20 protein-coding genes and 1 riboswitch are annotated in these 20,338 nt (G+C 43.0%); of the genes, 8 read left to right on the top strand and 12 right to left on the bottom strand.

What is annotated here, in order from left to right:
• The first annotated feature begins 1 nt into the window (after position 1).
• From BVI01S_RS05830 to BVI01S_RS05820, 3 genes are read left to right on the top strand one after another with little or no spacing between them, the layout of a single operon-like run.
• The gene (locus BVI01S_RS05830; protein WP_061809606.1) at positions 2–1,138 is read left to right on the top strand and encodes a zinc-dependent alcohol dehydrogenase; all 1,137 of its coding nucleotides are present in this window, start codon (positions 2–4) and stop codon (positions 1,136–1,138) included.
• 59 nt (positions 1,139–1,197) lie between these two features.
• Positions 1,198–1,395 carry a hypothetical protein gene (locus tag BVI01S_RS05825; protein WP_034756414.1) on the top strand — a complete coding sequence of 66 codons (198 nt, stop codon included), beginning with the start codon at positions 1,198–1,200 and terminating at the stop codon, positions 1,393–1,395.
• A gap of 14 nt (positions 1,396–1,409) precedes the next feature.
• Positions 1,410–1,709 (top strand): spore coat protein, encoded by a 300-nt coding sequence (locus tag BVI01S_RS05820; RefSeq protein ID WP_061809605.1) that lies wholly within the window; start codon positions 1,410–1,412, stop codon positions 1,707–1,709.
• A 603-nt stretch (positions 1,710–2,312) separates the two neighbouring features.
• Here the strand turns inward: BVI01S_RS05820 and BVI01S_RS05815 are convergent.
• The 10 genes from BVI01S_RS05815 to BVI01S_RS05770 form a co-directional block, all read right to left on the bottom strand.
• Positions 2,313–3,410, bottom strand: a complete 1,098-nt coding sequence (locus tag BVI01S_RS05815; protein WP_061809604.1) for an L-dopachrome tautomerase-related protein — start codon at positions 3,408–3,410, stop codon at positions 2,313–2,315.
• Between the two features lie 241 nt (positions 3,411–3,651).
• The gene (locus BVI01S_RS05810) at positions 3,652–4,098 is read right to left on the bottom strand and encodes a hypothetical protein (RefSeq protein WP_061809603.1); all 447 of its coding nucleotides are present in this window, start codon (positions 4,096–4,098) and stop codon (positions 3,652–3,654) included.
• Between the two features lie 130 nt (positions 4,099–4,228).
• Entirely contained in the window at positions 4,229–5,425 is a 1,197-nt protein-coding gene (locus tag BVI01S_RS05805; protein ID WP_061809602.1) for a M20 family metallopeptidase, read from the bottom strand.
• Positions 5,426–5,437: 12 nt separating this feature from the next.
• Positions 5,438–6,274, bottom strand: coding sequence for a MetQ/NlpA family ABC transporter substrate-binding protein (locus BVI01S_RS05800; protein WP_061809601.1), 837 nt, complete (start codon positions 6,272–6,274; stop codon positions 5,438–5,440).
• An 11-nt stretch (positions 6,275–6,285) separates the two neighbouring features.
• Positions 6,286–6,948, bottom strand: a complete 663-nt coding sequence (locus tag BVI01S_RS05795) for a methionine ABC transporter permease (RefSeq protein ID WP_034756404.1) — start codon at positions 6,946–6,948, stop codon at positions 6,286–6,288.
• Positions 6,938–7,645: a methionine ABC transporter ATP-binding protein gene (locus BVI01S_RS05790; protein ID WP_061809600.1), complete on the bottom strand. Its 708-nt coding sequence runs from the start codon at positions 7,643–7,645 to the stop codon at positions 6,938–6,940. Before BVI01S_RS05790 ends, BVI01S_RS05795 begins: the two co-directional genes overlap by 11 nt.
• 110 nt (positions 7,646–7,755) lie before the next feature.
• A riboswitch (SAM riboswitch) is annotated at positions 7,756–7,860 on the bottom strand.
• 451 nt (positions 7,861–8,311) lie between these two features.
• Complete coding sequence (locus BVI01S_RS05785; RefSeq protein WP_061809599.1) at positions 8,312–9,778, bottom strand: PH domain-containing protein; 1,467 nt, start codon at positions 9,776–9,778, stop codon at positions 8,312–8,314.
• Positions 9,775–10,257: a PH domain-containing protein gene (locus BVI01S_RS05780; protein ID WP_061809598.1), complete on the bottom strand. Its 483-nt coding sequence runs from the start codon at positions 10,255–10,257 to the stop codon at positions 9,775–9,777. The genes BVI01S_RS05785 and BVI01S_RS05780 overlap by 4 nt, the downstream gene beginning before the upstream one ends.
• Positions 10,258–10,268: 11 nt before the next feature.
• Positions 10,269–11,195: an ABC transporter ATP-binding protein gene (locus BVI01S_RS05775; RefSeq protein ID WP_061809597.1), complete on the bottom strand. Its 927-nt coding sequence runs from the start codon at positions 11,193–11,195 to the stop codon at positions 10,269–10,271.
• Positions 11,195–11,881, bottom strand: a complete 687-nt coding sequence (locus BVI01S_RS05770) for an ABC transporter permease subunit (RefSeq protein WP_061809596.1) — start codon at positions 11,879–11,881, stop codon at positions 11,195–11,197. The genes BVI01S_RS05775 and BVI01S_RS05770 overlap by 1 nt, the downstream gene beginning before the upstream one ends.
• A 168-nt stretch (positions 11,882–12,049) precedes the next feature.
• On the opposite strand from BVI01S_RS05770, the gene BVI01S_RS05765 reads away from it, so the two are divergent.
• The 5 genes from BVI01S_RS05765 to BVI01S_RS05745 all read left to right on the top strand — a co-directional run bounded on the left by BVI01S_RS05765 (position 12,050) and on the right by BVI01S_RS05745 (position 17,812).
• On the top strand, positions 12,050–12,769 hold the full coding sequence (locus tag BVI01S_RS05765) for a response regulator transcription factor (RefSeq protein ID WP_061809595.1): 720 nt from the start codon (positions 12,050–12,052) through the stop codon (positions 12,767–12,769).
• On the top strand, positions 12,756–14,480 hold the full coding sequence (locus BVI01S_RS05760) for a sensor histidine kinase (protein WP_061809594.1): 1,725 nt from the start codon (positions 12,756–12,758) through the stop codon (positions 14,478–14,480). Before BVI01S_RS05765 ends, BVI01S_RS05760 begins: the two co-directional genes overlap by 14 nt.
• A gap of 622 nt (positions 14,481–15,102) precedes the next feature.
• Positions 15,103–16,026 (top strand): AAA family ATPase, encoded by a 924-nt coding sequence (locus tag BVI01S_RS05755; protein WP_034760990.1) that lies wholly within the window; start codon positions 15,103–15,105, stop codon positions 16,024–16,026.
• Between the two features lie 92 nt (positions 16,027–16,118).
• Positions 16,119–17,132 carry a DUF58 domain-containing protein gene (locus BVI01S_RS05750; protein WP_167562100.1) on the top strand — a complete coding sequence of 338 codons (1,014 nt, stop codon included), beginning with the start codon at positions 16,119–16,121 and terminating at the stop codon, positions 17,130–17,132.
• A gap of 14 nt (positions 17,133–17,146) precedes the next feature.
• Positions 17,147–17,812, top strand: coding sequence for a hypothetical protein (locus BVI01S_RS05745; protein ID WP_034760994.1), 666 nt, complete (start codon positions 17,147–17,149; stop codon positions 17,810–17,812).
• A 124-nt stretch (positions 17,813–17,936) separates the two neighbouring features.
• Here BVI01S_RS05745 and BVI01S_RS05740 read toward each other — a convergent pair whose 3' ends face one another.
• Both BVI01S_RS05740 and BVI01S_RS05735 read right to left on the bottom strand, forming a co-directional pair.
• Positions 17,937–19,883: a hypothetical protein gene (locus BVI01S_RS05740; protein ID WP_034760996.1), complete on the bottom strand. Its 1,947-nt coding sequence runs from the start codon at positions 19,881–19,883 to the stop codon at positions 17,937–17,939.
• The gene (locus BVI01S_RS05735) at positions 19,883–20,116 is read right to left on the bottom strand and encodes a hypothetical protein (RefSeq protein ID WP_034760999.1); all 234 of its coding nucleotides are present in this window, start codon (positions 20,114–20,116) and stop codon (positions 19,883–19,885) included. Before BVI01S_RS05735 ends, BVI01S_RS05740 begins: the two co-directional genes overlap by 1 nt.
• Positions 20,117–20,338 lie beyond the last annotated feature (222 nt).

Below are 20,338 nucleotides of genomic sequence, written 5' to 3'. Positions count from 1 at the left end.
CATGAAAGCAGTAACCTACCAAGGCATCAAGAATGTCGAAGTCAAAGAAGTTCCAGATCCAAAGATTGAAAAGCCGGATGACATGATAGTCAAAATCACAAGTACCGCCATTTGCGGCTCGGACCTCCACTTGATCCATGGAATGATCCCTAACATGCAGGAAGACTATATCATCGGACATGAACCGATGGGTATTGTGGAAGAAGTAGGTCCTGAAGTGAGAAATCTCAAAAAAGGCGACCGCGTCATCATCCCGTTCAATATTGCATGCGGGGAATGTATTTATTGTAAAAATCAATTGGAAAGCCAATGCGATAATTCCAATGACAATGGCGATATGGGAGCTTATTTCGGCTATTCAGGTACTACCGGCGGTTTTGCCGGCGGCCAGGCTGAATATCTAAGAGTTCCATTTGCCAATTTCACCCACTTTAAAATACCTGAATCCTGCGAGGAACCGGATGAAAAATTAAGCTGTATTGCCGATGCGATGTCCACTGGCTTTTGGAGCGTTGATAATGCAGGAGTCAAAAAAGGAGATACGGTCATTGTCCTTGGCTGCGGTCCGGTTGGCTTGTTTGCCCAGAAATTTGCTTGGATGAAGGGTGCAAAACGGGTAATAGCTGTGGATTATGTCAAATACCGTTTGGATCATGCTAAACGTACAAACAAAGTCGAAATCGTCAATTTTGAAGACCACGAAAATGTTGGCAGCTATCTTAAGGAGATTACCAAAGGTGGCGCCGATGTCGTCATTGACGCGGTTGGGATGGATGGAAAGATGACAGATATGGAATTCCTTGCAAGTGGACTAAAGCTCCAAGGCGGTGCCATGAGCGCCCTGGTCATTGCTTCACAGGCAGTACGTAAAGCAGGTACCATCCAGATTACAGGCGTTTATGGCGGCAGATATAATGGATTTCCGCTTGGGGACATCATGCAGCGAAACGTCAATATACGCTCAGGACAAGCACCGATGATTCACCTTATGCCACATATGTATGATTTGGTTACATCCGGCAAGATTGATCTTGGTGATGTCGTGACCCATGTGCTGCCACTGAGCGAAGCCAAGCGTGGTTATGAAATTTTCGATACTAAGACAGATAATTGCATTAAAGTCGTGCTGAAACCTTAAAAAAGCTGTCTCGCGGGAGTTTAGATTGAACTCCCGTCAAATCTAAGGAGGTTGATGAAATGGATTATGTATTGCATGAAGTCCTGGAGGTCCAGGAACTGGCCTCATTCAAAACTAATTGTTTAACCAAGTCCAAAACCATGAGAGCCCTTGTTGCCGATGAGAAACTCAAAAGAATCATGGAGAATGATGTGCAAATATCTACTCGTCAACTGGAGGAATTCTCCGCTATTCTTTCCAAAGCAAAACAATTATGAGGAGTTGAATAAAGATGAATTTTATTGCTGAAAATTTAACAGGCATGAAGGCACTTACAGATCAGGTAGTTGCAACGGACTTTCTGATTGCAGCCAAAAGCGGCGTCCGAAATTATGCGATGGCCATAACTGAAACAGGTTCCCCTGAAATCAAAGAAGTGCTGACAAAGCATCTTGAAGAAGCCCTTGACCTGCACGAACAAATCTATAATTTTATGGTGGAACGGGGCTGGTATCATGCCATTGATACGAACGAACAGCTTGATCTCAACCTGCAGAATATCGACACTGCTTTAAAACTGCCGACACTATAAAAAAACCGAGGAGCAGTTTTGATCGATCATCAACTGTTCCTTTGTTTTAGTTAATCTACATTACGCAAAACTAGCTTGATATAAAAAGTAAACTTTTGCCTGTTTGAAGAGAAATCGGGCTGGTTTCCCAGTGGTTGTCCTTTACTACTCCATAATGAAGGTCGTCTGAATATATAAATAAAAATTTATACACCTGTTGACTTTAAATCTTAACGAAAGCAATTGATCTCCCTCACTTTTTAAAGTGAAAAGGTCAATTCCTTTTCTTATTATTTGAAAGGGAAGTACGAATGGGTGCTGTAAAAGAGTGAGGGTCTGACCCCCGGTACTCTAACGTATTAACGTATCAGGGGTCAGGCTGCAAATTTCCTGTATGATGATAATGCCTATGTGCCTGCAGAGATATATGAAATTAGTTGATGAGTCTTCAGAAAGGCAGCTCCTAAAAGTCGATTCTCTGTATTTTAGCAGAGAGGTTATGTCTTCGGGGGGACGAGGAAACCTGTCCCTCAGCGCCTCCAACCGTCAGCAAATTCCCAGATAAAAACTACTACCGATTAACCCTCTCCTGAGGTAATGTGAAAATTATTCATCTATGTTTTATTACGAAAAGGTAGAAGCAGGGAATTCATCAATTTTCATACGAAGTAAACTATACGGTTTCTGTCGCAGGTCTTTTCCATAATGAAACCTTGCCTGCCGATGTAATTGGTTCACAATGACATATAAGTATTGATCAGGCCCAATTGAAAAAGTATCCGGCCATAAAATTCTCGGATCATGAGCGATGGTTTCCATTATGCCATTCGGCAATATCTTTCGAATACTGTTGTTTTCATAGTCTCCGGCATAAAGGTTTCCTTTTGCCCCGGTGATCATTCCATCAGACGCACCCTTTTCTCCCCAGTACTCAACCTGGTAACGTAAATCAGTGTCCGGTATCGTTCGGTCTCTTAGAGCTTCTGTTGAGATTGAATACAAATGACGGCTGGAAAGTGGACAATAAAATAAAACCTTTCCATCGGGAGAAATCGCTATCCCATCAGACGCCAATCTAAATGGGGATGTTGAGCCATCTTTGTTTCGGTTCATCAAAATTTCTCCTTCTACTTTCGGTAAAAAATAAGGGTCGGGTGAAGTGGAATTTACTCCATTTAACCGTCTGAACGCATCTCCATTTTCTAAATTCACAACGATAATGGCCCCTGGTCCTTTGGAAGAAGAATCCGTTATATAGGCATAACCTGCTTTTCCAACTCGAAAATCAAATCGGACATCATTCAGATAAGTTGTTGGCAGGACAACATCTTCTGTAAAGGTATATACTTTTCTTAATGTATTGGTCTTTAAATCCACAGCGACTAATTTTGCCCCTCCTATAATTGGTACAGAAAAATTCGGTGCCGCTGTATCTAATACCCAAAGTGTTCCCCTTCCATCTGCAACTACGCTTTGGACACTGATGAAAGACATTGTACTATTCCCTTGACTACCCAAATTGGTTTTTAAACTAGGGTAAGGCTCCAAAGTATCTCCAACAATTTCCGCCACTGTGAACTTAACGTCGTCTCCCCATTTCGGAAAGCAAATGAAAATACGACCGGTTTCTGATACACTAACGCCTGTCGGCATAGCCCCATAAAATTCATATACCAGCTCTAACTTACCGAAATATTTTTCCATAGGTAACATAGGTTTCATGATATCCTCCTCAATAAATTACGCACGGGATATCAACTATATATGATTTAAATTTATTTTAGTGAATTGTTGTTAATTGACTAAATTAAATCACTTTATGGAAGTGCCCCTTAAGAGCTCGTTCTTTACTTCTTTCAATAAACATAAAAAACCCGAACTAATATGGCTCCCTCAGAGTAAATTAGTTCGGCTTGGATTTCACTAATAAGAATTTCAAATGCTCTTTAAAGGTATGGAACGCTTATCCACTCATATCTTCTTCCATGTCCTTTTCATTCAGGTGATCCTCGACTTCCTGCATGGTTTTAAAGTTTGAAACGTCTGTCACTTCAAGTCCATCGGTTTCAACTGCGACAAACCCGTCTGAAGATTGAAGGATTTGTGCTTTAATTTCTTCATTCCCGGTCAAGTTGTATTTCTTGATGAGGGTGGTTTCTCCTTTTTCCTCCATTGCTGTCAGTTCAGCAGAATAGGAATCGAGATCCATTCCCTTTTGGATCCGTTCCTGCAGCTTTTCACTGTCGAGGAGTTCGGCCGCCGGCTCGTCCATTTCCTGGGTATCCTGCTGGTCACTCATTTCTGCCGTATCGCCTGAGGTATTATCTTGGGGTTCGGCCTCGTCTGAACCGCATGCTCCCAGTATCGAGAGTGCGAAGAAAAGATTTCCTGCTATCAGTAATTTTTTCATGTCGTTCCCCTTTCTTTGGTTTATACGATACAATCTCTCTTTTATTCAATATCCTCTTTGTGTTTTTGTTAAACATTGGAACATGCTCATACAAAAAAAAGACAGCCCTTATTTGGCTGTCTCAGCGCCTTTATTTATTTGAACCGAACTCTTCCCATATTTCCTCCAAAATCCCCTTATCCGTCAGCAGTTCATACCCCGTCAGGGCAAGTGCCTTTGCCCCAATCACAAGGGCACGGTCACCCTCGGTGGATTTCGCCGCTTCCCTGAATTCATTCGTGTGGACTACGAGGGATTCGGGGCCGATTTTGATGTAGGGGTGGATGGTCGGGATCACCCGGCTGACGTTTCCTGCGTCTGATGAGCCGAGTCCCTTTCGTTCCGTATCGTCGAAGGTTTCGCCCAGTGACTCGATTGAACGCTGGAATACTTGATCGAAACGGCGGTTGAGCTGAAAGTGATCGACTTCATTTTGGATTTTGATGACATTCAGTTTCGTCCCGGTGGCAATAGCCGCCCCCTCAGCGATCGCTTTTACTTTCTTCGTGACTTCATTGCACGCTTCCCTGGTTGCAGCGCGTATATAGAAGCGGGCCTTCGCATAGTCAGGGACGATGTTGGGTGCGTCCCCGCCATGGGTGATGATGCCATGTATCCGTACATCATCGGTCACGTGCTGACGAAGGGCGTTAATGCCGTTGAACAGCTGGATCACACCGTCGAGGGCATTGATGCCGTCTTCAGGGGAAGCTGCCGCATGGGCAGATCTTCCTTTAAATTCGAAATCAAGGGGGTCCACCGCAAGGGTTTTCCCTGTCTGCGTGGTTCGGTTGAACGGATGGACCATCATGCAGGCATCCACTCCTTCGAACAACCCGGCCTTTACAAAACTACCCTTCGCACTTCCGTTCGGACCGCCTTCCTCAGCAGGAGTCCCGAACACCACCACTTCCCCTCCCGTTTCATCGAGAACGGATGACAGGGCGATGGCCGCCCCGCAGCTTGCCGTTCCGATAATATTGTGACCACAGGCGTGACCGAGTCCAGGCAGGGCGTCATATTCAGCCAGGTAACCGATGACCGGCCCTTCTTTCCCTGAATGTTTGCGTGCGACAAAGGAAGTCTCATGACCCGCCACTCCCCGTTCAATGGTGAACCCATTGGCTTCAAGTAAGGTGGTCAAGGTCTCTGAAGCAAAGAACTCTTCGTTTCCGATTTCAGGTTTGTCGTGGATCTGATGGCTGGTCGACACGAGTTTCACAGCCAATTGATCGACTGCTGAGACGATGTTGTTTTTACGATCGGCAATCACTGTTGGTTGACTCATCTCTTTTCCCTCCTAATGCAATTCACTGACCGGTACGAATGTCGGGATCAGTGAATCTTTGTATGTTTTCTTGATATGTTCCGCTACGTCATCTTCCTGATAGAGCTCAACGATCTTTTTGTAGGTTTTGTTATCTTTATCTTTTTCCTGTGCGGCAATGATATTGATGAACGGCTTGGATTCCGCCCCTTCGATATAGATGCTGTCGTCAACCGGGACCAACCCTGCTTCAACAGCCACACCATTATTGATGATTGATGCCGCAACATCCGGCAGTACTCTCGGCGTCTGGGCAGCGACGACCGGTGTGAATTCAAGGTTTTTCGGGTTTTCTTTGATGGCTTCAAGACCCTGTGACTGATCAAATCCTTCATTTAGCTTGATTAACCCTGCTTCTTCCAACAGGAGAAGGGCACGGCCAAGGTTCGTCGCCTCTTGAGGGACGGCTACTGTACTGCCTTTCGGTAAGTCTTCCACCGATTTATATTTTTCCGAATAGATGCCCATCGGCGCGATGATTGTCGAGCCAATCGGTACAAGGTCCAGATTATGTTCTTCCACGAATGAATCAAAATACGAGATTGTCTGGAAGGCGTTCAGGTCGATATCCCCATCGGCCAGGGCCTGGTTCGGTCTCACGTAATCGGCAAACTCCACAATCTCGATGTCAATCCCTTCCTTCGCTGCTTTTTCTTTCATATACTCCCAAATCGGCACCCCTGATCCGTTCACTCCGACTTTCACGACTTCTTTGTCACCTGAACCGGATGCACTGTTTCCCGAGCAGCCGCTCAATAGTAGAGTGATTAATAAAATAGCTAAACTTGCCAGGCTGATTGATTTTTTCATATTCCTCTCTCCTAACGTCTCCTGATGATTTTTGATAATGTGTTTCCTGCTGTCTGAAGTCCCTGCACCATCACGACTAAAATGATGACGGTCACAATCATGACTGATGTTTCGAATCGCTGATATCCGTATGCGATGGCGAGATCCCCGAGGCCACCGCCTCCGACTGCCCCGGCCATGGCCGATGCTCCGACGAGTCCGATGGTGGCGATCGTGATATTCAGGACCAGTGTACTCAGTGCTTCCGGGATGAGGATCCCGAAGATGATCTGCCACGGCCCGGCCCCCATGGACTCCGCCGCTTCGATGACACCCGGTTCCACTTCAAGGAGCGAGCTCTCTACCAGTCTTGCAATATACGGTGCTGCAAATACGACAAGCGGTACCACGGCTGCCGCCGTTCCGATCGATGTGCCCACTACCAATCTCGTAAAAGGGATAATGGCCACCATCAAGATGATGAACGGGATCGAACGAAACACGTTGATGATGCTGCTGAGGACTGAAAAGACCGCTTTATGTTCAAGTAAGTGCCCCTTTCTCGTCACTACGACGATGATGCCGAGGGGAAGCCCGATCAATGTGGCAAATAGAAGGGAGAATGACACCATCGCAACCGTATCCCATGTCGCTTCTATAATTCTTGGCCAAAATAACTCCCAGTTAACTTGCACGCTTCTCCTCCTCGCTTACGAATAATCTGTTCTTCCAATATTCCAGGATTTCTTCTGTGTCCTTCTTGCTGCCGATGATCTGTACGATGAGATTTCCGAACGGCTTACCCTGGAGTTCCGTGATCTGGCCGAATAATACATTGATGTGGGCATCGAATTTCTTTGCCGTTTCGGAAAGGATCGGCGTGCCCGTAGAATCACCCTTGAAAATAAGACGGCAGATGCGCCCTTCTTTGCTGTCATTCAATTTGTCGAGAACCGAAGCCGGCAACTGATCATTCATGACACTCTTCACAAAGTTTCTCGTTGTCGAGGTCTGCGGGTTGGAGAAGATATCGAAGACAGTTCCCTCTTCCACGATCTCTCCATTTTCCATGACCGCGACCTTGTCACAGATCTCCCGTATGACCCCCATTTCATGGGTGATCATCACAATCGTAATGCCATACTCCGCGTTGATTCTCTTTAATAAGTTCAGAATGGATTCTGTCGTCTGAGGATCCAGTGCGGATGTTGCTTCATCGCAAAGCAGAATCGAAGGCGATGTCGCCAGTGCCCTTGCTATTCCCACCCTTTGCTTCTGCCCTCCTGACAGTTCATCGGGATAATGCTTCACTTCAAAGGAAACATCCTTCAATGCGGGGAATGGGCCATCCTTTGTCTCGAATACTTTCATAACATTCTGAACTCTGATCATACAGAACTTGCTCCTTTCGCTATGTATTCTTCTTGTTGACGTTCATGGCTCAAATAAAAAGTGCCCCCCTTCATAAGAAGAGAGGCACAAAATATGTATATGTCCCGCTCTTCTCATCTTTCAAGTCACATGACTTGATGGAATTGGCACGGTATTCATAAGAACCCGTTGCCGAGGTATCGCAGGGCCAGTCCCTCCACCTCTCTGGATAAGAAGATATCGCTTTATTAAGTTAAAGTTATAATGCGTTTTAGCATTAGGGTAATGGTAAAGGATTTTAGTTGGGTTGTCAATCCTGTTTTAGAATTAATTGTATTATCAATAAAATGGAATGTAGAGGTTGGAAAGAAAGCGAATGGGTGGCTTATTCATCTTTGTAAAGAATGGTGAAATAAAATAAGTGATAAATACACAGGTAAAGACAATTTTTGATGAAGGAAAATTTAATTTTTCAAAACTTTGTTTCGTTAACGGGGGCTTTAATGAAAGATCCCTCACCAGCCCCAACCCTCTACCAACGTAAAAAACTCATCAATCGATGAGTCTTTCACGTTGTTTTTTTGCTTCTATATAATGACTGTCAAAACAAGATGAAAAATTTCAATTACTTGAAAGCACGGGAATGCTCACTTTTGCATCACGAGGACCGTCCCCCTGTTGCACCTGTCACACCCGCCGTCCCAAATACCAACGATAAAACTCTTCCCCCACAGAAAAAGGAATATCCCTGATATCCTCGACCCGGATCGGTTTGGCCCGATTGATGGTCGATATGGATGCGGCTCCGATCAGTTTCTGCAGCCGAGACTGGCTCACTTCGACTTCAATCACTTTTTCCCGCTTCGTATAGAAAATCGACGATTCAAAGAAGCCTTTTTTGAATTGGACAAAGTTGTCGCGCAGGAGATAGCCGGTGTGAAGGAAATTGAGCCATCTCCACACCAAGATCGCAATCAGCAGGGAGATCGATACGTAGATCCAGGAGGCGGCTATCCCAAAGACCGCCGGCTTGAACCAAAAGAGTGCCCCTGTAGCGATGACCCAGATCCAGCTGGGCTGGATCATTCGGATCGCCAGTGATTTTAACGGCAGTGGGTTCATCTTCTTCTCCACCTGATAGCCTGGCAGAAGTTCCTCTACCAATTCATACGCGAGGTCGGTCGGGAGAAATGGATAGAGCGACTTAATATTAGGGCTGTCTTCTGAAATCACACCTTGCCCGATACTGATCAGCTCGACCTCGGTCATGCCGAACATCCGCTTAATCAAGGACTGCTTCAACTCCACTGCTTGCACTCTTTCCTTTAAAATCGAGAAACTCTGCAGCTCGATGACTCCGTTTGTGATGTAGATCCGGTCCTTGTCGGAGGAAAGTTCATACGCACCATATTTCAGATACGTCCGGACCACCCCGAGGACGGCGGATACAATCAGAAGCCCTGCCAATACGATGATGAAGGTCAGCGGAGACTGGGCAATCCAAGAAAAGATGCCCTTTGCCTCTTCGTCCACATTCCAGATGTCACTGATATTCGAGTAAAAAGAGAACAGCAGCGGAACCAGGAAGAGAAATCCCAGTGAAATGAAGGATGCTTTGATAGTATCCTTTTTGGTCGGATGGAAGTGCAAGGTCTTTTCGCTCAGTAGCACGGATTCAGCACCTTGCCCTTCCTCCAGGACAGCTTCCTTTTCTTCCTTGTTCGCTGCCAGATCCTCCAGCTCTTCTGCTTCCTGAAGGGTCAGAGCTTCGAATTTCACGGATGCATCTTCCCCTGCTGCCGTTTCGAAATGAAGGGCCGTCAAGCCGAACAGCCGGTGAATGACCGATACGTGGCGATTCACATTTTGAATCTTTGAAAAAGCTATCGTTTGTTCTGATTTGAACAAAATTCCTTTATTCAGATAGAATGCCTTTTTATCATAAGCGTAAGTCTCAAACAACCACTTCAATGGAATGGCCAAAAGTGAGATTCCGATGACGGCCAGCAATACCCACCTTCCATAATAGATGAAGTGCGAGTCGGATCCTGCCTTAATGACGAATAAAAATATCACGAAGAAGAAAGAACCGCGGACCAAGCTCCAAAGCTTGAGGACCATCATGATTGGATGATAGCGCTTTGGGGTACTCATTGCTCCACTTCCTTGACCTTGGCAAAATGAGCGATGGTGTCCCTGATTTCAACGGCCACTTCCTCTGACAAGGCGGGTATCTCGTGAGTAGATCCCATCGTTTCGATCCCGATGGAACGCAGTCCGAATTTACGGAGCAGCGGTCCTTGTGAAGTCGACACCGCCTGGATTTTCGTCATCGGCACGAGGTGATGCCGTTCCTGCCAGAAACCCGATTTCAATTGTAAAAATTCTTCATCAAAATCAAACCGCCAGCTTCTGTACAGAAACCTAGGCTGAAAAAACGACCAAATGAAATCGATGACGGAATAGACAGCCAGTGCGATCAGGATCCAGCCTATCCACTCTGTCCATTGGAACCGGTGATCGAGGTAAAACAGCATTCCAAGGACGGCAAACCCGACAACACTTGAAATGATGTTACTGGCCAGCCAGACCTGGACAACCTCTTTTGCTAATTTCTTCTGCGGCATTTCCATACTTCTTTCTCCTAACCGTGATGTGTATTTTGTTGTTCATCGAGGAAGATTTCCTCCAGGGATGGTTCCTCAACCTCCACCCGATAGACATCCACCTTGCACTCATTGCAGGCCCGGATGATTTCCGCAATCTTCTTCTCCTGTTCGACAGTGATGTGTATATACCCATCCTGAATCTCCACGTCTTCCCCCGCACCTTCAAGCCATTGTGTTAACCGACCTTCTTCTGTTGCCGGGATGTTTCCGTGCTTTATTTTCACAACGATCCTGGATTGATAGAAGGATCTGAGTTCATCCATCGAGCCTATTTTTACGATCTGCCCCTCTTTCATGATGGCGATCCGTGAGCAGAGCTTTTCCACTTCATCTAAATTGTGTGACGTCATGAACAACGTTTTTCCCTTTTGGTGCAGTTCGCGGATCAAGGTATGTATGTGAACGACCGATTCTGCATCCAGTCCGGAGGTAGGCTCATCCAGGAAGATCAATTCGGGATCATGGATGATGGCTTGGGCAATGCCAAGCTTCTTTTTCATCCCGAACGAATATTTTGCTACCTTTTTAGCGGCATCGGTTTCCAGTCCCACCTTTTTCAGGACTTCCAGGCACCTTTCAGTCGATGCTTTTTTCCCCGACACCTCTGATAAAAATTTTAAATAACTGATCCCGGTCATGGCGCCGTCAAAGCTTGTATAGTCGGGCATGACCCCAATTCGTTTTTTGACGTCATCCGTGACTCCAGCCGTCCCCAGCAGGGAGAACGAACCCCCGCTCGGATGGATGATCCCTGTCAGCGTATTGACGAAGGTTGATTTTCCTGCTCCGTTCCTTCCGAGGAACCCAAAGATTTCCCCTTTATGGACAGACAGATCAATTCCTTTTACGACCTTCACTCTTCCATACGATTTAACAAGTTGTTTCGTTTCAATCGCAGCCATCAGCACTCTCTCCTTTTAAATACAAGATGGGATAGTATGAACATGACAGCGGCCAGCGGCAAGATCAACAAGAACATATAATCCTCTTCCAAGTAATAGAATGGGGTTAGAAATTTCAGCCAGCTCACATAGGAATTGCTGGTGAATGATAACCACAGACTTACAATCGGAAACGCCAGGCCAATGACAATGCTGAGAAACATTGTGAATGCCGGCTTCGGGATCAAAGTTGACAATAGGATGGTCAGCGCAATTTGATAGATCAATAAACTCATCGTCTGAAAAAAGCTGAGAGGGTCCATGGTCCCTGTCATGAAAAAGATGATCAGGTAAGATACAGCGACACATACCAGCCAAAACAGCACGATGCCGGAAAATTTTCCTAGCAAGATCGACAGCCTCGATGTCCTTGTAATCAGAAACCGTATCGTCCGGTCATGGGTTTCCCTGTTCATCGCATCATGTGACAGCCCCATCACAAATAGCTGCCCCAGGAAAAGCAGCAGGATCAATAACCCCGCATATTCAATCTTATCGGAATCCTCAGTTGAGAACTCTTCCAGCGAGAGCAACAGATTTGAAAACTTAGCAGAATAGTAGGACGTTGCAACCAAAATCATAATGATGATCATCGACTTGATTCCTTTAAATAGTTTTAGAAATTCTCTCTTTCCAATGGCAAACATACCTTATCTCCCTTCAATATGAACACTTTTTTCTGTGATATCCTGATCATACATCGGGTATCTTAAGGTCCGTGAACCTCTTCCTTAATTTTACCTTAATTCCTACTTTTTCATAAAAATAATTGATATGATGGAGCTATGAATTCAGTAAGAATAGGAGATTACAAGATGCATGACAGCAAGATTCTGATTGTCGATGATGAAGTGTCCATTGTTCAGATGCTCACGACCATATTAAAAAAAGAACAATTCACATACATAGATTCCGCCCATAACGCGGAAGATGCGTTAGCCCGCAGCCGTGATAAAAGATATGATTTGATCCTGCTGGATGTCATGCTGCCGGACCGGAGCGGCTTTGAGATCTGTCCGCTGATCAGGGAAACAACCGACGCCCCCATTTTCTTCCTAACTGCCCGCACCACCGATTTGGATAAGCTGTCAGGCTTTGCTTTAGGAGCCGATGACTATATCACCAAACCGTTCAATCCGCTGGAAGTCGTCGCCCGGATCAAGGCACACCTCAGGCGAAAGACCGTCGCTCCTTCCATGAAGCCTAAGATAAAAACGTATCAATTCGGCGGTCTTATCGTCAATACCTCTTCCGGGGAGGTAACGGTAAAAGGAAGGAAGGTCGAGCTGCCGGCACAGGTTTATCAGCTGTTGATCTTCTTTTGCAAACATCCCAACCAGCTGTTCAGCAAAAATCAGCTGTATGAACAAGTGTGGGGCGAGGAATTCCTTGGCGAGGACAATACGGTGATGGTGCACATCCGGAAACTCCGGGAAAAGATCGAGGAAAACCCAAGCGATCCCCGGTATATCCTGACGGTTAGAGGCCTGGGATACAAATTCATCCCGCACGGAGCGCAGCATGAACATCCATAAACGGTTTGTCGTCCAGCTCTTTCTGCAGCTCATGCTCATCTTCTTCCTAAGCGGAGTGCTGCTGTTCTTCCTTTTCGGAATCATCGGCTACTTCCTTTCCGACAGTGAAGCAGAAAACGATTTGTCCTTGGCGGAAGACTATTTTATTTCGCAAAATATTACGGTTGAAGATGGAAAAGCCGGCATTTCCGACCGTTTGAAAAAGCTGGTGGGAGAACAGCACGGCCGCCTGCTGGTCGTGTCTGCGGATGGAAAGCTCCTCGGAGGATATCCCGAGCTTGACGACACCCCTTCCACTTTTAATGAGGGAGAACTCGCCGGACTCTTATTGGAGAATGACCCAACGCTCGACTACTCCTACTGGCGGTTGAATGAAACCGAACCTGATGCCCCGCTGGTCTTCTTCAGAGAAGAAAATGGAGAATCACTTCTCCTGGATTCTGTGAAACAGCACGTCAATTGGAAGAAGGGAAAATTAGACTTTCGGAAAGGAGTCCTTTCAGAACTTCAGACCACTAACGCCTGGGTCCAGCTCGTGGACAGTTCTGGAAAAGTGATAGACAGCTATAATGCCGGGAACAAGCCCAAGACATACTCTCATCAAGAAATCCTCACCATGACCCAATCCAAGGAAGAATCCGTTTCTTCCTATTATAATGAGGGTACGCAGCAAACGATTTTGATGGGGATGCCTCTCAAGGACATGGCAGCTACATTGGAAGAGAAAATCGACAGCAAGGTTGGAAACAGCATCATCCTTGTTTCTGTCCTGCTCATTCTACTGCTCCTTCTCATCACCTTTTGGTATGCCCGCAAATTCGGCAAACCCCTGATGACCATGATGCAGTGGATCGAGAAGCTCGGGAACGGCGTCTATGAGCAGCCCGTCAATCACGTCGAACAGCCCCTCCTTTTTAAAAAGAACGGAAAGATCAAACGAAAATACAAGCTGTATCAAGAGCTGATCACGAACCTTTCACAATTAACGGACACCTTGAAAGACAACCAGGATCAACGAAAAAAAATCAAAGTGACCCGCGAGGAATGGATCAGCGGCATTTCTCATGACCTGAAAACACCCCTCTCCTCCATCGCAGGCTACTCCAAGATACTGGAGTCAAAGGAATATCACTGGTCCCAGGAAGAAGTAAGGGAATTCGCCGAAATTATCGGCAGCAAATCCGCTTACATGAAGGATTTACTCGATGACCTGACGCTGACCTACCGCATCAAAAACGGCGCATTGCCGATCGTCCGTGAAAAAATGAATATCACCGAACTCATACGCCGGACCATCATCGGTTATTTGAACAACCCCGACTACAGGGAAATGAACATCGATTTCCAGGCAGAAGACGAAAAGATCACAGCATCCGTCGACCCCAAATGGTTTCAACGAATCATCGACAACATCGTCGAAAACGCACTGAAATACAACCCGGCAGGAACGACGATCACCGTCTCCCTTGATGTCATCGAACATCACCTGTGCCAAATCACCATCACTGACGAAGGAATCGGCATGGACCCAAAAACCGTCAACAGCCTTTTCCAACGCTACTACCGCGGCACCAACACAAGCGACTCAGGAAGCGGAACCGGCTTGGGGATGGCCATTACGAAGCAGCTGATCCAGCTTCACCAGGGAAGCATCAACGTGAAGAGCACGCCTGGGGAAGGGACTTCGATTCGGATTTTGATGCCGGTGTGAGGATCGTCTTTCCAAACAAAAAACGCTTTGATATCTTTGTATAAAGGGTTCCGTTTTGAGGTGCTTTTTCGAAAAAACAGCCCGAATTGACAAACGAAATGACAAACAAATTGACATAAAAACTGAAAAAAACTCGCCAGCTTTTGGCGAGTTTTTTTGTGTAATATTCTGAAATCTAATATTGAGTAGGTAAAGGGGTTTGTATTCGTATACTGAAACATAAGACTGAAGAAAAATCGATGATATCAATTGAATCCAGTGTTTTTCTGAACTTTTTTAAGGGATTAAGGAATTTTATGGTAAAATAGTAATAACCTGAAAATTCAGTATTTAAATTTCAAATAGTTCGTTGAGAAAGGTAAGTTTACAAAAGAAGATATCTCTGCCGGAAAAAGATTAAAGTTTGTGAAACAAAATATTAATTTCTTTAGTTAAATGACTAAAGGAGGATATTAAAGATGAAAGGAGATATTGAAGAAAGGTTGAGGAAGATTAGAATTGTTTATAACCAGCTAAACAGCGTTGTAAACTTAGAATCACTTATGAAAAAGTTGGAAAAGATCAAGAGGTGGAAATAATCTTTATTCCATTGTTTGATAAATAATGAAAAAGGTGTGAGAAGATGCTTGAAAATATAAAAGAAAATGTATCTAAGGTTATGGTTGATAAAGAAAAAGAAATTGAGCTAATGATTATTGCATTGCTTAGCGACGGTCACGTACTTTTGGAAGATGTTCCTGGTACAGGAAAAACAACGATGGCAAAATGTTTTTCAAAGAGTATCGATGGTACATTCAACCGTCTTCAATTTACTCCAGATACACTTCCATCAGATATAGTTGGGCAGGAGTATTTTGATGTGAAAACAAGTGACTTTAAAGTACGAAAAGGTCCTGTATTCAATAATGTTCTGCTTATTGATGAGATTAATAGAGCAGTTCCCCGCACTCAATCCGCTCTTCTTGAATTAATGGAAGAAAAAAATGTTACTTTAGGTGGTACCACTTATCCGTTACCAAAACCATTTATAGTAATTGCAACTCAAAATCCATTTGATTCTATTGGAACATTTCCATTACCTGATGCTCAGCTTGACCGTTTCCTTTTAACCATAAAACAAGGATATCCTGCACCAGAAAAGGAAAAGCAAATGTTAAAAAGGTTCCGGCAATCAAATCCAATTGAAAGAATCGAAAGTGTTATTTCAATCCAAGAGATCGTGGAGTTAAAGGAAAACGTAAAGCAAGTCACACTCTCTGAAGATATTGAGGACTATCTAATGGATATCATTCAAGGTACCAGGCAGCACCATTATGTGGAAATTGGGGTTAGCCCACGAGGTTCTTTATCCTATATGAGAGCGATACAATCAAGAGCCTATTTATATGGAAGAAATTTTTGTACACCGGATGATGTTAAGCAATTAGCTCATCCCATTCTGGCACACAGACTTACGTTAAATGTGGAAGGCGAAGTGAAAACATCAAAGGAAAAAATCATAGAAGAGATTTTGGATAGAGTTGCTGTCCCAGTTGAAACACTATGAATGTCCAGTATGATAAATCCCTTCTCGTCCAGCCACGGGTGATGATTTTAATCATAATATTATTTATGATCAGCAGTCTCGCAGGCTTTAACTTGTTGGCGTTTGCATTTGCTTTCATCATTTCCGCTGATGTTCTTTCTTATTATTACCTGCGATACTTTCGAAACAAGATAAATTGGAGTTTCAAAAAATATCTTGATATCTCGAGTATTAGGGAGGATTTCTCCGGAGTTCTCGAGATAAAGAACGAATCGGCATTCCCTATTTACAACTTAAAGATAAATATTGAGACTAGCAGTGAAAGTGACCTGGTTTTTGTAGAGAACAACCAGGGTCTTTATGAAACGAGTTTGTTTTCGAAGAAAATCAACCTGCCACCAAATTCAAGTCGAAAAATAGAATTGACTTTAAGAGGAAAAGGAAGAGGAAACCATCAATGGACTGGCTTTGATCTTTCAATGTCAGCTCCACTAAGTCTGCAAACTCTCAGACTTGATTATTCTAGTACAAACCTACCTAGCTTTAAAGTAGTTCCAAGGGTACTTAAACTGAACGACTTAAAGCTAAAATCGCTCATTCAAGGATACAAGAATACAAGCAAATCCTTATTTAGTGATGAGTCTAGTATCATTGGAACTAAAGATTATGAGAACGAAAGTTTCCGACATATCCATTGGCTTGCAACGGCAAAAGAGAATAAATTGTTGGCAAAAAAGTATCAAAAGGTCCAGGGAGACCTTTATTCAATCTTTCTTAATCCTGTCGGAGAAGGTCCATTTCATTTGCGAAGAGATATGGAAGATTTAATTGAATATGCTGTTTCAGTATGCATCCACTTAATCAAAGAGGGATGTAAAGTAGAGTTATGGGTGAATTATTCAACAGGTCAAAAAGGGTTATTAAGGATTGAGAATGATATGGACCGTTCTCAATTAAAAAAGATAATCGAATCCCTTGCTCTGCTGGATTCGAATGGCGTGTTTTTACCATCCTCAAGGTTTTATGATTACGCCTTATCAAAAAAAGCTGAAAACTCTCTGGCGTTAGTGATTGGAACTCCCCCTGAACCAACAGCAAGAAACCAATGGATTCACTTAAAAATATAAACTGGGGGTTTCAGATGAAAAAACGTTTACCATTTGTCATTTTGTTTATTTTATTAAGCATTGGATGTGGTTATTTAATTACCACCATATCTTCGAGTGTTGCTTCTGGCATCAAGGACAACTTTGCACACGAAGATGGTGAAAAAAAGCCAACCTCAGAATCTTATACAAGATATACCATATTAGATGAAGTACCTGAAAGAGGGAGTGGAAGATGGGAAAGTAATTTTGATGAACCATTAAGTGAACTTGACTTTAACTCTGGAATGTCTAAGAGAAAAATTATCACGTACAGTATTTTAGCTATTCTTTTTATAACAATAATAATCGTGGTATTGATAAGGCGGTCTAAAAAAAGAGCACGGAAAAGAGAAATAGTAGACGATGAAATAATAACAAAAGCAGCAGTTAATAAACAGTTGGAGAATAACCAAAACTCCGAAATCATTCACACTTCAAATTACAACAATCTGCACAAAATCAGAAGAACCTTGATAGAATGGGAAAAAAGTTTAAGCAATTCATCTAAGAAACAACCCCAAGAAACGATTAGTGAATGGTTTCAAAGGATTAAAGGTCCTGAAGACATTATCCCTATTTATGAGAAGGTTAGGTATGGTAAGGAGGAGTGTACCAAAGAAGAATATAATACTGTTATCAAGAAGTTGAAGTTGAAATAGTATGGTGGAATGATAATATGGAAGCGTTTCATAATGAATACGCCTTTATTCAAGTAAAGGGGGTTTTAATTGAATAACCATATTACTAAAAAAAGACCTCAAGTCCAATGGATTTGAGGTCTTTTTATCTCAAGTAGATGATATCTTCCCAACTGTATATTTTTTCTACAATCCCGATTCTTTGAGCCGGTGTTGCCAATTCTCCAAAAGCTTTAAAAGGCATACAAAAGTTGTAAAAAGTTCTTAGTATTGTGATAGCGTATTGTGCGTACTTCGGATTGAAGTTGGAATAAATATAACTCTTCCCATCGCCCCTTGAAGTGACTAACGGTCTTTCTAATATTGATAATCTCCGGCGGATTTGATTGATGAAGGTGTCAGTTGATTTATTGTTCACTTTAAGAAGCATTCTAGCCAACTCAATAGGTTCACAGGAGCTTATGTCAGTTGTACAATCGACAGTTGCATATCCTGTATCTCTAAATGGAATGGGGTGATCAATTGGGTTCTGAGCCCACTTCCGAGCTGTTCTGCCTTCTTTTTTAAACTCTTCATAAAACTTATGTGTCTTTAGTTGTTCTTCAAGCATTAGTTCAGCTAAATAGAAAACACCTTTATGCTCTAAACCTGAATTGATTGCCCAGTTTTTTATCGCAGAACGAGAATCTTGGAAGTCCTTCAAAGACTCTCTCAAAGTCTTGCTTTTATCAATTTTATATATAAAATGATGGAGGTCAGTTAACCCAACTTCTTTGGCAAATACACGCATTAATGCAGAATTAATAGAAGCATCTTGATCTGTTGTGACCCTCCATTCTTTAGCATTTAATAACTGCTTTAAGTGCCAAAAATGAGCAATTGTAGTATAAGTTGAGTTAATATGCAATCCGTCTATATAGTCTGCCCTCCGAACGAAATTAGTCCTTTCCTTTTCATACTCAATATGCGTTTGTTTATCAAATTCTGTTGGTGGCTGAGGGGCATAAGGGAATCTTAAATGGCCGTATCTTTGAGCAAAGGTGTGGAGGTGATCATCTTTGTATGCTGAAGTGTGTTTACTTATCTCAGCCAAAGTAATGTCCCAATCATAAGCGACATCAGCTCTAAATACATATCTGGAATCGTTGTCGCTGCTAATCACAACCTGTGTAGGAAATTGCTTCTCTTCTTGCTCCAGGAGATATTTGGACCCAGCATTCGTCTTCCGCACATTGTTCAAATAATAAATCATCTTATCTGTATTGATCCATACCTCTTTAAAGTTCTTCTCTTTAAGTTTTGCCTCGTGTCTTTCTTGAAATTCTAAACACTTCCTATAGAGCCATTCCAATTTACTGTAGTAAGTTTGTGCTCCAATATCAAGAATTTCAATTACCCTATTAACAGGTGTACGATTTGTAATTAACTCTGCGAACAAGGGCAGAATGTCATTTCTCTTTTGATGGTAGGTGGTGCTCTCCTTGGTGGTAGGAAGAACGTTGGTTATCTTCTTGCAACTCTTACATTGGTACTTTTGTGAGTTCGAGCTACTTTTACCACACTTTCTAAATGCACTCTTTTGAGTAAATGGAGTAATATACTCATTTTCACATCCGGATTTATGGAATTCATACTCAGGTTCAATTGGGAGTATTGTGTTTATTAAAGATAGTCTCTTTATTTCTTCAGCAACCGCCCAATTTGACACAGTTACATTGCTACAACCTAGCACCGAACTAGAAGAGCAAATTGGGTCAGGATTACAAACCAGCCTTGATTGATTCTGAGACTTGGACTGAGAGAGGGCAAGCTTAAATCGTTTTGGCTTACCTTTTGAATCATAAGTAATTTGTGATCTGCCAAAGTTGTAACAATAAGGGTTGATACAGGTATTCATTTGGATTAAGAATTCTTTTTCTTTATACCTGATAGTAACCGGTTGAAAAAGAGCACCCCTAAATTTTGTTGCAAATCGATTATCCGGCATCAAAAGGTAATTCTTTTCCCTATTTAAAAGCTCTTCATCAGATACGGGGACAATTACTTGAAAAATATCGTCAGATTGATTAGTTAACCGCTTTAGTTTCGCCATTAGATCTCCTCACTAAGGGCTAATTGTTGGACTATTCTCTTGTTGCGTCGTTTACTATTTACCCATTCTGTAAATTTTTCGTCATCCAAAAGGTTCTTTAAGAATATATCTACCACTTCATCTTCTGTATAACCTGTATATTCAGCATAATGTTTAACCGTTAATTTTGTGTGTTCAGAAACACGCCAATCCGTCTTTTTTTCTAATCTCTTCTTTGGTTCAATAAATTTCATAATGACCTCCAAAATGACAAGCATATTGACACCTTAATTGGCATCAAGTTTTCATTGTACAATAAGTATTGTCCATAGTAAAAAACTCTAAACATTTCACTGCCAAAAAAGTATAAAAAGGTGGGAAAACATTGATATAACAAGAAAATGACGTATGCCAATTCATACGTCATTTCTAGTGTCATTTATTCGAAAAGCACCTCAAAACGGAACCCTTTATAT

It is taken from the genome of Rossellomorea vietnamensis NBRC 101237 (assembly GCF_001591825.1).
Classification (GTDB): Bacteria; Bacillota; Bacilli; order Bacillales; family Bacillaceae_B; genus Rossellomorea; species Rossellomorea vietnamensis.
This window is presented reverse-complemented; position numbering and strand designations above follow the sequence as displayed.